Below are 13,814 nucleotides of genomic sequence, written 5' to 3' on the forward strand. Positions count from 1 at the left end.
TCGATGCAACGCGAAGAACCTTACCTACTCTTGACATCCAGAGAACTTTCCAGAGATGGATTGGTGCCTTCGGGAACTCTGAGACAGGTGCTGCATGGCTGTCGTCAGCTCGTGTTGTGAAATGTTGGGTTAAGTCCCGCAACGAGCGCAACCCTTATCCTTTGTTGCCAGCGGTCCGGCCGGGAACTCAAAGGAGACTGCCAGTGATAAACTGGAGGAAGGTGGGGATGACGTCAAGTCATCATGGCCCTTACGAGTAGGGCTACACACGTGCTACAATGGCGCATACAAAGAGAAGCGACCTCGCGAGAGCAAGCGGACCTCATAAAGTGCGTCGTAGTCCGGATTGGAGTCTGCAACTCGACTCCATGAAGTCGGAATCGCTAGTAATCGTAGATCAGAATGCTACGGTGAATACGTTCCCGGGCCTTGTACACACCGCCCGTCACACCATGGGAGTGGGTTGCAAAAGAAGTAGGTAGCTTAACCTTCGGGAGGGCGCTTACCACTTTGTGATTCATGACTGGGGTGAAGTCGTAACAAGGTAACCGTAGGGGAACCTGCGGTTGGATCACCTCCTTACCTTAAAGAACCTGCCTTTGCAGTGCTCACACAGATTGTCTGATGAAAAAACAGCAGTAAAAATCTCTGCAGGCTTGTAGCTCAGGTGGTTAGAGCGCACCCCTGATAAGGGTGAGGTCGGTGGTTCAAGTCCACTCAGGCCTACCAAACTCCTTTTAAAGGATGAGCGGTACAGAGATTACAAACGATGGGGCTATAGCTCAGCTGGGAGAGCGCCTGCTTTGCACGCAGGAGGTCTGCGGTTCGATCCCGCATAGCTCCACCATCTTTTACTGCGAACACAAGAAAACTTCAGAGTGAACCTGAAAAGGTGCACTGCGAAGTTTTGCTCTTTAAAAATCTGGATCAAGCTGAAAATTGAAACGACACACATGTTATGTGTGTTCGAGTCTCTCAAATTTTCGCAAGCCGATGGTGAATCGAAAAGAAACATCTTCGGGTTGTGAGGTTAAGCGACTAAGCGTACACGGTGGATGCCCTGGCAGTCAGAGGCGATGAAGGACGTGCTAATCTGCGAAAAGCGCCGGCGAGGTGATATGAACCTTTGACCCGGCGATGTCCGAATGGGGAAACCCAGTGCAATTCGTTGCACTATCGTTAACTGAATACATAGGTTAACGAGGCGAACCGGGGGAACTGAAACATCTAAGTACCCCGAGGAAAAGAAATCAACCGAGATTCCCCCAGTAGCGGCGAGCGAACGGGGAGCAGCCCGGAGTCTGAATCAGCTTGTGTGTTAGTGGAACGGTCTGGAAAGTCCGACGGTACAGGGTGATAGTCCCGTACACGAAAATGCACAGGTTGTGAACTCGAAGAGTAGGGCGGGACACGTGGTATCCTGTCTGAATATGGGGGGACCATCCTCCAAGGCTAAATACTCCTGACTGACCGATAGTGAACCAGTACCGTGAGGGAAAGGCGAAAAGAACCCCGGCGAGGGGAGTGAAAAAGAACCTGAAACCGTGTACGTACAAGCAGTGGGAGCCTACTTGTTAGGTGACTGCGTACCTTTTGTATAATGGGTCAGCGACTTATATTCTGTAGCAAGGTTAACCGAATAGGGGAGCCGAAGGGAAACCGAGTCTTAACTGGGCGTTAAGTTGCAGGGTATAGACCCGAAACCCGGTGATCTAGCCATGGGCAGGTTGAAGGTTGGGTAACACTAACTGGAGGACCGAACCGACTAATGTTGAAAAATTAGCGGATGACCTGTGGCTGGGGGTGAAAGGCCAATCAAACCGGGAGATAGCTGGTTCTCCCCGAAAGCTATTTAGGTAGCGCCTCGTGAACTCATCTTCGGGGGTAGAGCACTGTTTCGGCTAGGGGGCCATCCCGGCTTACCAACCCGATGCAAACTACGAATACCGAAGAATGTTATCACGGGAGACACACGGCGGGTGCTAACGTCCGTCGTGAAGAGGGAAACAACCCAGACCGCCAGCTAAGGTCCCAAAGTCATGGTTAAGTGGGAAACGATGTGGGAAGGCACAGACAGCCAGGATGTTGGCTTAGAAGCAGCCATCATTTAAAGAAAGCGTAATAGCTCACTGGTCGAGTCGGCCTGCGCGGAAGATGTAACGGGGCTAAACCATGCACCGAAGCTGCGGCAGCGACACTATGTGTTGTTGGGTAGGGGAGCGTTCTGTAAGCCGTTGAAGGTGGCCTGTGAGGGTTGCTGGAGGTATCAGAAGTGCGAATGCTGACATAAGTAACGATAAAGCGGGTGAAAAGCCCGCTCGCCGGAAGACCAAGGGTTCCTGTCCAACGTTAATCGGGGCAGGGTGAGTCGACCCCTAAGGCGAGGCCGAAAGGCGTAGTCGATGGGAAACAGGTTAATATTCCTGTACTTGGTGTTACTGCGAAGGGGGGACGGAGAAGGCTATGTTAGCCGGGCGACGGTTGTCCCGGTTTAAGCATGTAGGCGGAGGTTCCAGGTAAATCCGGTACCTTTTAACGCTGAGGTGTGATGACGAGGCACTACGGTGCTGAAGTAACAAATGCCCTGCTTCCAGGAAAAGCCTCTAAGCATCAGGTAACACGAAATCGTACCCCAAACCGACACAGGTGGTCAGGTAGAGAATACCAAGGCGCTTGAGAGAACTCGGGTGAAGGAACTAGGCAAAATGGTGCCGTAACTTCGGGAGAAGGCACGCTGATATGTAGGTGAAGCCCCTGCGGGTGGAGCTGAAATCAGTCGAAGATACCAGCTGGCTGCAACTGTTTATTAAAAACACAGCACTGTGCAAACACGAAAGTGGACGTATACGGTGTGACGCCTGCCCGGTGCCGGAAGGTTAATTGATGGGGTTAGCGGCAACGCGAAGCTCTTGATCGAAGCCCCGGTAAACGGCGGCCGTAACTATAACGGTCCTAAGGTAGCGAAATTCCTTGTCGGGTAAGTTCCGACCTGCACGAATGGCGTAATGATGGCCAGGCTGTCTCCACCCGAGACTCAGTGAAATTGAACTCGCTGTGAAGATGCAGTGTACCCGCGGCAAGACGGAAAGACCCCGTGAACCTTTACTATAGCTTGACACTGAACACTGGTCCTTGATGTGTAGGATAGGTGGGAGGCTTTGAAGCGTGGACGCCAGTCTGCGTGGAGCCGCCCTTGAAATACCACCCTTTAATGGCTGGTGTTCTAACGTAGACCCGTGATCCGGGTTGCGGACAGTGTCTGGTGGGTAGTTTGACTGGGGCGGTCTCCTCCCAAAGAGTAACGGAGGAGCACGAAGGTTAGCTAATCCTGGTCGGACATCAGGAGGTTAGTGCAATGGCATAAGCTAGCTTGACTGCGAGAGTGACGGCTCGAGCAGGTGCGAAAGCAGGTCATAGTGATCCGGTGGTTCTGAATGGAAGGGCCATCGCTCAACGGATAAAAGGTACTCCGGGGATAACAGGCTGATACCGCCCAAGAGTTCATATCGACGGCGGTGTTTGGCACCTCGATGTCGGCTCATCACATCCTGGGGCTGAAGTAGGTCCCAAGGGTATGGCTGTTCGCCATTTAAAGTGGTACGCGAGCTGGGTTTAGAACGTCGTGAGACAGTTCGGTCCCTATCTGCCGTGGGCGCTGGAGAATTGAGGGGGGCTGCTCCTAGTACGAGAGGACCGGAGTGGACGCATCACTGGTGTTCGGGTTGTCATGCCAATGGCACTGCCCGGTAGCTAAATGCGGAAGAGATAAGTGCTGAAAGCATCTAAGCACGAAACTTGCCCCGAGATGAGTTCTCCCTGAGACTTTAAGTCTCCTGAAGGAACGTTGAAGACGACGACGTTGATAGGTCGGGTGTGTAAGCGCAGCGATGCGTTGAGCTAACCGATACTAATGAACCGTGAGGCTTAACCTTACAACGCCGAAGGTGTTTTGGCGGTGAGAGACGATTTTCAGCCTGATACAGATAACAGAATTTGCCTGGCGGCTTTAGCGCGGTGGTCCCACCTGACCCCATGCCGAACTCAGAAGTGAAACGCCGTAGCGCCGATGGTAGTGTGGGGTCTCCCCATGTGAGAGTAGGGAACTGCCAGGCATCAAATTTAGTAGTAAGCCGGTGCATAAATCCGGTGGTTACAAGCAGTCTTCGGTGGAGCGGTAGTTCAGTCGGTTAGAATACCTGCCTGTCACGCAGGGGGTCGCGGGTTCGAGTCCCGTCCGTTCCGCCACTTATTGAAAGCCCTGAGTTAACGCTCAGGGCTTTTTTCTTATCTGCTGTTTAATTATTGCGAAATGAGCAAAAATCCTCTGCGTTTTACGATCTTTTTCAATATAACAACGCCAGCGATAATCCTCCTCAGTTTACGAACATAATGATTGAGGAATACTATGACTCTCCCTGCATTTGGTCTGGGCACTTTCCGCCTGAAAGACGACGTTGTTATCGCATCTGTTAAAACGGCACTCGAGTTAGGCTATCGCGCAATTGATACGGCACAGATCTATGAAAATGAAGCTGCCGTTGGACAGGCCATTGAAGAGAGTGGCGTACCGCGTAACGAGCTATTCATCACCACCAAAATCTGGATTGAAAACCTCAGTAAAGACAAACTGATCCCGAGCCTGAAAGAGAGTCTGAAAAAGCTGCGTACTGACTACGTGGATCTGACGCTGATCCACTGGCCATCACCAAACGATGCCGTTTCTGTAGAAGAGTTCATGCAGGCGCTGATGGAAGCGAAAAAGCAGGGATTAACGCGTGAAATCGGTATTTCAAACTTCACCATTCCGCTGATGGAAAAAGCCATTGCCGCAGTAGGTGCAGAAAATATCGCGACCAACCAGATTGAACTTTCACCTTACCTGCAAAACCATAAAGTCGTGGACTGGGCAAAGCAGCACGGTATCCACATCACGTCATACATGACGCTGGCTTATGGTAAGGCACTGAAAGATGAGGCGATTATACGTATTGCTGAAAAACATAACGCGACCCCGGCACAGGTCATTCTGGCATGGGCAATGGGCGAAGGTTATGCCGTGATCCCATCGTCAACCAAACGTGTAAACCTGGCCAGCAACCTGTCAGCGGTCGACCTTCATCTGGATGATGACGATAAAAAAGCGATCGCAGCACTGGAGTGCAACGATCGCCTGGTCAGCCCGGAAGGTTTAGCGCCTGACTGGGATTAAGTTTCACTAACCCTCTGTCACCTTAACCCTCATACAGCTCCTCCGGGAGCTGTTTTTATATGTTCACTCAGGAAGTCAATAAAAGCGCGAATCCGCGTACTCACCGCTCTGTCACTGTAATACACTGCGCTAAAAGGCATCTCGACCGGCAAACGTTTATCCGCCATCAGTTCCACCAGTTCACCTCGTGCAATCTCCTTATCTATCATATAGTCAGAGAGGCACGCGATGCCGTTCCCTTCAAGACACAGTTGCTTTAGCGTTTCTCCACTGTTTGACGATAACCCACTGGTAATTTCATGAAGCTGACCATCACGACAGGCGACAGGCCAGGTGTTCAGTGATACCGGTTCCGTAAAGCCCAGACAAAGATGCTGCTTCAACTCTTCAACGGTCTCCGGTTTACCGTGCTCAGCAATGTACTGCGGCGACGCGATAATTTTTCGGTAGCTGGCAAACAGCGGGCGGGCGCGCAAGCTTGAATCGGTCAGTGTACCGGCCCGGATAGCCACATCCACTTTACGCTCGATGAGGTTGATAAACGTCTCTGATGAGACCAAAGAAAGCGTCATCTCCGGATAGCGTTCACGAAAAGGTTTGATCAGCGGCATCAGAAAGTGCAGTACTACCGGCGTGGCCGCATCAATGCGCAGCAATCCCCGCGGCGTGCTGCGGCTTTCCATAATTTCTGTCTCTGCTGCAGCCATCTCCTGCAGCACCGACTGCACGCGGCGGAAATAACGCTCTCCTTCTTCCGTCAGGCTCAGTTGCCGCGTCGTCCGGTTGAGCAGGCTCACCCCAAGCTTCATCTCCAGCTTTTTCACTGAGCGGCTGATGGCCGAGTTAGCCTGTCCCAGCTGTTCGGCTGCCCGGCTAAAGCTACCGCTTTCAACAACGGCGACAAAGATTGTCAGCTCTTCTGACGTTGCTTTCATTGTTGCACCACCTGCAAAATTCTATTGATATTTTGACCATTTTTGTTATTTAAGCACTGGCGCATACTGCCTGTCATCTTAATCCTGATGATACGGAGTATTTTATGCCACTGGCGCTACTTGCCCTGACGATCAGTGCCTTTGCAATTGGCACGACCGAATTTGTTATCGTGGGACTGGTTCCCACCATTGCTAACCAGCTTGCGATCTCGCTGCCTTCCGCCGGATTGCTGGTGTCAATCTACGCCCTGGGCGTCGCCGTCGGTGCGCCTGTGCTGACGGCTCTGACCGGACGTTTTCCGCGTAAGCAGCTGTTAGTTGCGTTGATGGTGTTGTTCACCGCCGGTAATATTCTGGCCTGGCAGGCACCGGACTACACCACCCTGGTGATTGCCCGTCTGTTGACCGGCCTTGCACACGGCGTGTTCTTCTCAATTGGTTCCACCATTGCAACCAGCCTGGTCCCCAAAGAGAAAGCAGCCTCAGCTATTGCGATCATGTTTGGTGGACTGACCGTCGCACTCGTTACGGGTGTTCCGCTAGGCACGTTTATCGGACAGCACTTCGGCTGGCGTGAGACGTTTCTGGCCGTCTCCTTATTGGGGGTTATTGCCCTTGTTGCTAGCCTGCTGCTGGTACCGTCGACTATTCCAGGCCGGGCCAGCGCCAGCCTGAGCGATCAGCTAAAGGTGCTTACCCATCCGCGTTTGCTGATCATCTACGCGGTCACGGCTCTGGGCTATGGAGGCGTATTTACCGCCTTCACCTTCCTGGCACCGATGATGCAGGACCTGGCAGGCTTCTCCCCGAGTGCCGTGAGCTGGATTTTGCTGGGATACGGTATTTCCGTGGCGATTGGCAATATCTGGGGCGGCAAGCTTGCAGATAAACATGGTGCGGTTCCGGCGCTGAAATTTATCTTCGCCGCCCTGGTGGTTCTGCTGTTGATATTCCAGTTCACGGCGTCCATGCAATACGCCGCACTGATCACGGTACTGGTAATGGGTGTCTTCGCTTTTGGCAACGTGCCCGGGCTTCAGGTTTATGTTGTTCAGAAAGCGGAGCTCTATACGCCAAACGCCGTGGATGTGGCATCCGGACTGAACATTGCCGCGTTCAATATTGGGATCGCGCTGGGCTCCATTATTGGCGGACAAACCGTCGAACACTTTGGATTAACCCAGACTCCCTGGATTGGTGCGGTGATCGTCCTTGTCGCTTTCCTGCTGATAGGGCTGAGTGGCCGCCTCGATAAACCTACTCGCGTAGCACTGGGATAACATCAGTAAGTGCTTGCTTACAAAACTGGAAAGCGGTTTCTCAGAAATTGCGTTGAAAGTGTGACCTAAAGTCCCTATAACATTAGAACCAGTCCGTTTTCGGGCTGGTTCATGTTACAGAGGCCGTTTCCAAAAGTGCGAAAAAATACCTATGCCATGCGTTATGTTGCCGGAATGCCCGCGGAGAGGATCTTGCCTCCGGGGTCGTTTGCGAGCATAAGCCAGGCATTACCCGCAGGGACACCGTTAAGCAGCGATGACAAAATTCGGGTACTGGTCTGGAATATCTTTAAGCAGCAGCGTGCGGAGTGGTTATCGGTACTCAAGAATTTTGGTAAAGATGCTCATCTGGTTCTGCTTCAGGAGGCGCAAACCACACCTGAACTGGTTCGGTTTGCCACAACGAACTATCTTGCTGCCGACCAGGTGCCGGCGTTTGTCCTGCCGCAACATCCTTCAGGCGTGATGACCCTCTCTTCAGCACACCCGGTCTACTGCTGCCCGCTGCGTGAGCGCGAGCCTATACTGCGTCTGGCGAAATCGGCGCTGGTGACCGTCTATCCGCTGCCGGATACCCGGATGCTGATGGTGGTGAACATCCACGCGGTAAATTTCAGCCTGGGCGTGGATGTGTACAGTAAGCAGTTACTTCCCATTGGCGATCAAATTGCCCACCACAGCGGGCCTATCATTATGGCCGGTGATTTCAATGCCTGGAGTCGTCCGCGCATGAATGCGCTGTATCGCTTTGCGCGTGAAATGTCTTTGCGTGAAGTCCGTTTTAGTGACGATCAGCGTAAAAAAGCCTTTGGTCGACCTCTCGATTTTGTCTTCTATCGTGGTCTGAGCGTGCATGATGCCTCTGTTCTGGTCACGCGCGCCTCCGATCACAACCCTCTACTAGTCGAATTCAGTCCCGGCAAACCTGATAAATAATGGTGTGTCAGGTCTGCCGTGGGGCAGGCCTGCGCGGGTGCTGCCCTTTTATTTTTAACCAACAAAGGACAGTACGATGACAACAACACACTCCCATCATGACAACGTAGAAAAACAGTTTGGCTCCCAGGCAAATGCCTATCTGACCAGCGCCGTGCATGCTTCAGGTCGTGACCTGCTGCGTCTCGGCGAACGTCTGGCAGCATTCCCGCAGGCGCACGTGCTGGATTTAGGCTGTGGGGCAGGGCATGCCAGCTTTACGGCTGCGCAGCAGGTGGCGAAGGTCACCGCGTATGACTTATCCAGTCAGATGCTGGATGTTGTTACTGAGGCGGCGAAGGCGAAAGGGTTGAGCAACGTGGATACGCGCCAGGGGTACGCCGAGTCCTTACCGTTTGATGATGCCTCGTTTGAGGTGGTGATTAGCCGTTATTCCGCGCACCACTGGCATGATGTCGGCCAGGCGTTACGTGAAGTCAAACGTGTCCTGAAGCCGGGCGGGATCTTCATTATTATGGATGTGATGTCTCCCGGGCATCCGGTGCGCGATATCTGGCTGCAGACAGTAGAAGCGCTGCGTGATACTTCCCACGTACAAAACTACTCCAGCGGAGAGTGGTTATCGCTTATCACTGAAGCGGGGTTGATTACCCGAACGTTAACAACAGACCGTTTGCCGCTGGAATACCCTTCGTGGATTGCCCGTATGCGTACCCCGGAAGCATTAAGTCAGGCGATTCGCCTCTATCAGGAGAGTGCCTCTGCTGAGGTAAAAGCGTACTTTGAATTGCAGGAGGATGGATCGTTTACCAGCGATACCATCATGGCTGAAGCGCAAAAAGCGGGATAAACAAAAAAGGCACCGAGGGGAATCGGTGCCTTTTTATCTTTCGATCGTGTAATCAGGAGTCTGGCGTAGCGCTGTTCTTCACAAACAACGTCAACTGGTCGCCTGGTTTCAGATTGTCAGTATCATTGTTCCAGCGCATTACATCTTTGATGTTCACGCCATGTCGTTTTGCGATACTGGACAGTGAATCGCCTTTACGTACGCGATAAGTGATGCTATCGCTGTTGCTGGCGAGACGCTGTGCGCTGCTACCTGCGCCTACCGTCAGAGTTTGACCCACTTTCAGACCTGAGCTGCGCAGATTATTCCACTGCTGCAGATCTTTCGCCGTCACGCCAAGACGTGATGCAATGCCAGAAAGCGTATCACCTGAACGCACCTTATAGCTGCGGCTGTTAACGGATGAAGCATCGGCGATCAGCGTTGACTCAACGGCGGCAATCTCACCCGATGCTAAAGACTCACGCAATTGCTCAGCATGTTTCTGCGGAACCATCACATACTGCGGGCCGCTAGCCCCCAGCGTTGAGCCTTTAACGCCTGCATTAAAGGTTTTAAGTTTACTTACCGACATACCCGTCATATCAGCAACCTGTTGAATATCCACAGGGTTGTTGAGGCGAACGCGCGCCAGTGCACGACTTTCGTCTGGTGTTGGCAGTTGTACACCGTAACGCTTGCTGTTCTTGAGAATATCGCTCAAGGCCAGCATCTTCGGTACGTAAATCTTCGTTTCCTGTGGCAGTGAGAGCGACCAAAAATCGGTGGATTTACCCCGTGCTTTATTCGCTTTCATTGCCTTCAGTACACGACCCTCGCCACTATTATACGCCGCGACCGTTAACAGCCAGTCGCCGTCAAACATCTTATTCAGACGTTGCATCATGTCGAGAGCGGCTGTCGTTGAAGCGACAACATCCCGACGCGCATCATAGTTGCGGGTCTGTTTCAGACCATAGTTTCGCCCGGTGCTCGGAATGATCTGCCAAATGCCTGCGGCATTGGCGCCAGACGTCGCGTGTGGGTCAAAAGCGCTCTCCACTATGGGTAGGAGTACCAGCTCCATAGGCATGTTACGTTTCTTAACTTGCCCGGCTATCCAGTACATATACGGCTCTGCCCGTAACGTTACATCGTGGAGATAGCTCTTATTTCTTAAATACTTCTGCTTCTGTTCGCGAATCCGGCTGTTTTCCGGAATTCCCATCTTTAGCTCGTCGCCAATAGAGGTCCACAAGTCTTGCTCCTGCGCGAAAGATGTCCCATCGTCCATCCAGCGCGCCGAACTTGTAAACTTCCCTGCTTCCCCTTGACCAGCTGCAGAAAGGCTCTGTGCGTGCTGTTGTACGTTGCTGCCGTTCTGCGACTGGCAACCTACAAGCAGGACAGAGGCGAGTAATATCGCTTTTGCCTTCATGTGTGTGTCAATAGTTGCTTAAAAGACGAGCGATGATAACGGCGAAATTTTGAAAAGGCAACCCGCATTTATCTGAAGTTATCTTTCTTTGACCTTAACCATGCAAATCGCTGTTCTGGTTGTTGCAAATTTGTTTCTTGGTTAATTTTATTAATTAAATCAATATCATCTGTTCGCAGAAATAAATTAATTCGGCGCTCATTTTTCAGAATTGCGGGTAGTGTATTTTGGTTTTTTGCACGTAACTCCTTCACTTTGTGATAATAATCCTGAATCGCCCGATCCTCGGGTAAGAGGCTCTCCGCAAACTTCATATTCCCTAATGTATACTCATGGGCACAACAAATAAGTGTGTCATCGGGTAAAGCACTAATCTTTTGTAAAGACTGATACATCTGTTCTGGTGTGCCTTCAAAAAGTCTTCCGCAACCGCCTGAGAAGAGGGTGTCGCCACAAAAAAGATAAGGTTTACTGTAGAAACACAGATGTCCCAAAGTGTGACCTGGCGTAGCAAATACGGAAAACTCCCACTCACGGATGTGGATATTTTCGCCCTCCTGGACTACTTGCGTCGTTCCCTTATCTTGTGTCTCAGCCGGTCCGTAAACCACAAGATGCGGAAAATGAGCGCGCAGTTCCGGCACGCCGCCAGTGTGATCGTTATGATGGTGCGTCAACAGAATGGCTTCTGGCTGCCAGGCGTTCTCCTTTATTGCATCAAGCACAGGGGCGGATTCGCCGGGATCGACAATGACGCATCGACGATCGTTATCGACCAAAACCCAGATGTAATTGTCCTGAAAAGCAGGAATACTGATAAGATTCATACATTACCTCTTATAGCGTGGCGGGTGTTTTGATGAAACCGGCAAGGATACCTCAGACTGTCGCAGCACCGGAACGTTGGGCGGAATTGCCCTGGGGTGAATACTATCGCGAGGCGCTTGAGCAACAGCTGAAGCCCTGGCTCGCGAAAATGTATGGCTTTCACCTGCTTAAGATTGGCAATCTCAGCGCAGAAATCAATACCGAAAGCTGCGCCATCTCACATCAGGTCAATGTCTCTCTCGGCGGATCGCCGGTTCAGGTGAAGGCTGACCCATTGCATCTGCCGTTTGCGGAAAAATCCGTAGATGCGTGTCTTCTTGCCCACGCGCTGCCCTGGTGCAGCGATCCTCATCGTATGCTGCGTGAAGCCGATCGCGTGCTGATTGATGACGGCTGGCTGATACTCAGCGGTTTTAATCCGCTGAGTCTGATGGGGTTACGTAAGCTGGTGCCTGTATTGCGCCGAACGCCACCCTATAACAGCCGGATGTTCACCATGATGCGCCAGCTCGACTGGCTGTCACTGCTCAACTTTGAAGTGCTCAACTATGGCGGTTTTCAGGTACTGCCGTGGGCACGTCAGGGGGGAGTTTTATTGAGTACGCATTTGCCCGCATTAGGCTGCATGCAGTTTATCGTCGCGCGTAAGCGAACCATCCCTCTGACGCTTAACCCCATGAAGCAGAGCAAATCGAAAACGCCCATCCGCCAGACCGTTGGCGCAACGCGGCAGTACAGAAAACCCTGATCAGGATTCAGGCTGGTAGCCAGTATCCTCATGGGCCGGATTTGAGGCCGCCGCGCGCGCCAGTTCATCGCAGCGTTCGTTTTCCGGGTGGCCGGCGTGGCCTTTAACCCACTCCCACTTAATCTCGTGCTGGCCCAGTGCCGCATCAAGGCGCTTCCAGAGATCGACGTTCTTCACGGGCTTCTTGTCTGCAGTTTTCCAGCCGCGTTTTTTCCAGTTGTGGATCCACTGGGTGATACCCTGTCGCACGTACTGGCTATCCGTACTCAACACCACGTCGCAGTGTTCTTTTAAGGCTTCCAGCGCCACAATGGCCGCCATCAACTCCATACGGTTGTTGGTGGTCAGGAAATACCCTTCGCTAAAAGTTTTCTCATGCTGACGATAGCGCATAATCGCGCCGTAGCCGCCGGGTCCTGGGTTCCCGAGACAAGATCCATCGGTGAAAATTTCTACCTGTTTACGCATCTCTGGTAGACTTCCTGTATTGAAACGTTCAGTTAAACGATAAGTCTGACATAAATGACCGCTATGAGCACTGCAATTACTCGCCAGATTGTCCTCGATACCGAAACCACCGGTATGAACCAGATCGGTGCGCACTACGAAGGGCACAAGATCATTGAGATCGGTGCCGTTGAAGTGGTGAACCGTCGTCTCACGGGGAACAACTTCCACGTCTACCTCAAACCCGATCGGCTGGTGGATCCAGAAGCGTTTGGCGTTCACGGTATTGCCGATGAGTTCTTGCTGGATAAACCGACCTTCGCTGAGGTGGCAGACGAGTTTCTCGACTACATCAAAGGCGCTGAGTTAATCATCCATAACGCGTCGTTCGATATCGGCTTTATGGACTATGAGTTTAGTAAGCTCCATCGCGATATTCCGAAAACCAATACCTTCTGCAAAGTGACCGATAGCCTGGCGCTGGCGAGGAAGATGTTTCCCGGCAAGCGTAACAGCCTCGATGCACTCTGTTCACGTTATGAAATAGACAACACCAAGCGAACGCTGCACGGGGCACTTCTCGATGCCCAGATTCTGGCTGATGTCTATCTGGCGATGACCGGCGGTCAGACGTCGATGAAATTCAGCATGGAAAATGAGTCGCAGCAGGCGCAGGGCGAAGCGGGCATCCAGCGCGTGGTTCGTCAGGCAAGTCGTTTACGGGTTGTTTTAGCCAGTGATGAAGAGTTACTTAACCATGAATCCCGTCTCGATCTGGTACAGAAGAAGGGCGGCAGCTGTATGTGGCGCGCCTGAAAAAACGCCATAATGTCTGTAAAATCATCGGTTGGGCGATTTTTGCAGCAAACGATTCAAAGCGTGAGAAAAAGCGTTGACGAGATCGGAGGCACACCGTAATATGCGCCTCGTTCCCCAAACGGGAACAGTGGAGCGGTAGTTCAGTCGGTTAGAATACCTGCCTGTCACGCAGGGGGTCGCGGGTTCGAGTCCCGTCCGTTCCGCCACTATTCAGAAGGCCTGAATCAGAAATGATTCAGGCCTTCGTCGTTTCAACAGCCTGTGTCTTTTATCCCCCCCTTTCTTTTCATTAACAAAATGTTAATTTATGTGGTGCAATTAATTAACATTTGCACAACATTAGTG

At 52.0% G+C, this 13,814-nt stretch carries 9 protein-coding genes, 4 tRNA genes, 2 rRNA genes, 1 pseudogene and 2 other annotated features; of the genes and pseudogenes, 12 read left to right on the top strand and 4 right to left on the bottom strand.

Features of this window, described 5'->3' with window-relative positions; translation table 11 throughout:
* Positions 1 to 423, top strand: a sequence feature (16S ribosomal RNA rRNA prediction is too short).
* Between the two features lie 13 nt (positions 424 to 436).
* Positions 437 to 569 (top strand) — a sequence feature (16S ribosomal RNA rRNA prediction is too short).
* 83 nt (positions 570 to 652) lie between these two features.
* The 6 genes from L383_RS01165 to dkgB all read left to right on the top strand — a co-directional run bounded on the left by L383_RS01165 (position 653) and on the right by dkgB (position 5,209).
* A tRNA-Ile gene (locus L383_RS01165) sits at positions 653 to 729 on the top strand.
* A gap of 42 nt (positions 730 to 771) precedes the next feature.
* Positions 772 to 847: transfer RNA gene (locus tag L383_RS01160), tRNA-Ala, on the top strand.
* 181 nt (positions 848 to 1,028) lie between these two features.
* Positions 1,029 to 3,932, top strand: a 23S ribosomal RNA gene (locus L383_RS01155).
* A gap of 64 nt (positions 3,933 to 3,996) precedes the next feature.
* Positions 3,997 to 4,112: ribosomal RNA gene (gene rrf, locus L383_RS01150) — 5S ribosomal RNA — on the top strand.
* A gap of 56 nt (positions 4,113 to 4,168) precedes the next feature.
* Positions 4,169 to 4,245 (top strand) — tRNA-Asp (locus tag L383_RS01145).
* Positions 4,246 to 4,405: 160 nt separating this feature from the next.
* Positions 4,406 to 5,209, top strand: a complete 804-nt coding sequence (gene dkgB, locus L383_RS01140; protein WP_023332147.1) for a 2,5-didehydrogluconate reductase DkgB — start codon at positions 4,406 to 4,408, stop codon at positions 5,207 to 5,209.
* A 29-nt stretch (positions 5,210 to 5,238) separates the two neighbouring features.
* On the opposite strand, the gene yafC is transcribed toward dkgB, so the two are convergent.
* Positions 5,239 to 6,144 carry a DNA-binding transcriptional regulator YafC gene (gene yafC / locus L383_RS01135; RefSeq protein ID WP_023332148.1) on the bottom strand — a complete coding sequence of 302 codons (906 nt, stop codon included), beginning with the start codon at positions 6,142 to 6,144 and terminating at the stop codon, positions 5,239 to 5,241.
* 104 nt (positions 6,145 to 6,248) lie between these two features.
* On the opposite strand from yafC, the gene L383_RS01130 reads away from it, so the two are divergent.
* From L383_RS01130 to L383_RS01120, 3 genes are all read left to right on the top strand, one after another.
* Positions 6,249 to 7,424, top strand: coding sequence for an MFS transporter (locus L383_RS01130; protein WP_023332149.1), 1,176 nt, complete (start codon positions 6,249 to 6,251; stop codon positions 7,422 to 7,424).
* 135 nt (positions 7,425 to 7,559) lie between these two features.
* On the top strand, positions 7,560 to 8,360 hold the full coding sequence (locus tag L383_RS01125) for an endonuclease/exonuclease/phosphatase family protein (protein ID WP_014882655.1): 801 nt from the start codon (positions 7,560 to 7,562) through the stop codon (positions 8,358 to 8,360).
* Between the two features lie 76 nt (positions 8,361 to 8,436).
* Positions 8,437 to 9,210: a class I SAM-dependent methyltransferase gene (locus L383_RS01120; protein ID WP_023332151.1), complete on the top strand. Its 774-nt coding sequence runs from the start codon at positions 8,437 to 8,439 to the stop codon at positions 9,208 to 9,210.
* Between the two features lie 52 nt (positions 9,211 to 9,262).
* Here the strand turns inward: L383_RS01120 and mltD are convergent, their stop codons facing one another.
* Together mltD and gloB are read right to left on the bottom strand one after the other, a co-directional pair.
* Entirely contained in the window at positions 9,263 to 10,627 is a 1,365-nt protein-coding gene (mltD, locus tag L383_RS01115) for a murein transglycosylase D (RefSeq protein ID WP_023332152.1), read from the bottom strand.
* Positions 10,628 to 10,695: 68 nt separating this feature from the next.
* Positions 10,696 to 11,454: a hydroxyacylglutathione hydrolase gene (gloB, locus tag L383_RS01110; protein ID WP_023332153.1), complete on the bottom strand. Its 759-nt coding sequence runs from the start codon at positions 11,452 to 11,454 to the stop codon at positions 10,696 to 10,698.
* Between the two features lie 32 nt (positions 11,455 to 11,486).
* Here gloB and L383_RS01105 point away from each other — a divergent pair, with 32 nt between their 5' ends.
* Positions 11,487 to 12,203 (top strand): class I SAM-dependent methyltransferase, encoded by a 717-nt coding sequence (locus L383_RS01105; protein ID WP_014882659.1) that lies wholly within the window; start codon positions 11,487 to 11,489, stop codon positions 12,201 to 12,203.
* Here the strand turns inward: L383_RS01105 and rnhA are convergent.
* A pseudogene (rnhA, locus tag L383_RS01100) lies at positions 12,204 to 12,781 on the bottom strand (ribonuclease HI). It lies immediately after the preceding gene.
* Between rnhA and dnaQ the strand changes: the two are divergent.
* Positions 12,735 to 13,466, top strand: a complete 732-nt coding sequence (gene dnaQ / locus L383_RS01095) for a DNA polymerase III subunit epsilon (RefSeq protein WP_032629739.1) — start codon at positions 12,735 to 12,737, stop codon at positions 13,464 to 13,466. The pseudogene rnhA and the gene dnaQ overlap by 47 nt on opposite strands.
* 132 nt (positions 13,467 to 13,598) lie before the next feature.
* A tRNA-Asp gene (locus L383_RS01090) sits at positions 13,599 to 13,675 on the top strand.
* The last annotated feature ends 139 nt before the right edge of the window (positions 13,676 to 13,814 follow it).

The sequence above is a fragment of the Enterobacter sp. MGH 37 genome, assembly GCF_000534515.1.
In the GTDB taxonomy this organism is placed as follows: domain Bacteria; phylum Pseudomonadota; class Gammaproteobacteria; order Enterobacterales; family Enterobacteriaceae; genus Enterobacter; species Enterobacter kobei.

Coding starts and splice junctions, on each gene's coding strand:
- dkgB (WP_023332147.1), top strand. CDS start 4,406: ATGACTCTCCCTGCATTTGGTCTGGGCACTTTCCGCCTGAAAGACGAC.
- yafC (WP_023332148.1), bottom strand. CDS start 6,144: ATGAAAGCAACGTCAGAAGAGCTGACAATCTTTGTCGCCGTTGTTGAA.
- L383_RS01130 (WP_023332149.1), top strand. CDS start 6,249: ATGCCACTGGCGCTACTTGCCCTGACGATCAGTGCCTTTGCAATTGGC.
- L383_RS01120 (WP_023332151.1), top strand. CDS start 8,437: ATGACAACAACACACTCCCATCATGACAACGTAGAAAAACAGTTTGGC.
- mltD (WP_023332152.1), bottom strand. CDS start 10,627: ATGAAGGCAAAAGCGATATTACTCGCCTCTGTCCTGCTTGTAGGTTGC.
- gloB (WP_023332153.1), bottom strand. CDS start 11,454: ATGAATCTTATCAGTATTCCTGCTTTTCAGGACAATTACATCTGGGTT.
- L383_RS01105 (WP_014882659.1), top strand. CDS start 11,487: ATGAAACCGGCAAGGATACCTCAGACTGTCGCAGCACCGGAACGTTGG.
- dnaQ (WP_032629739.1), top strand. CDS start 12,735: ATGAGCACTGCAATTACTCGCCAGATTGTCCTCGATACCGAAACCACC.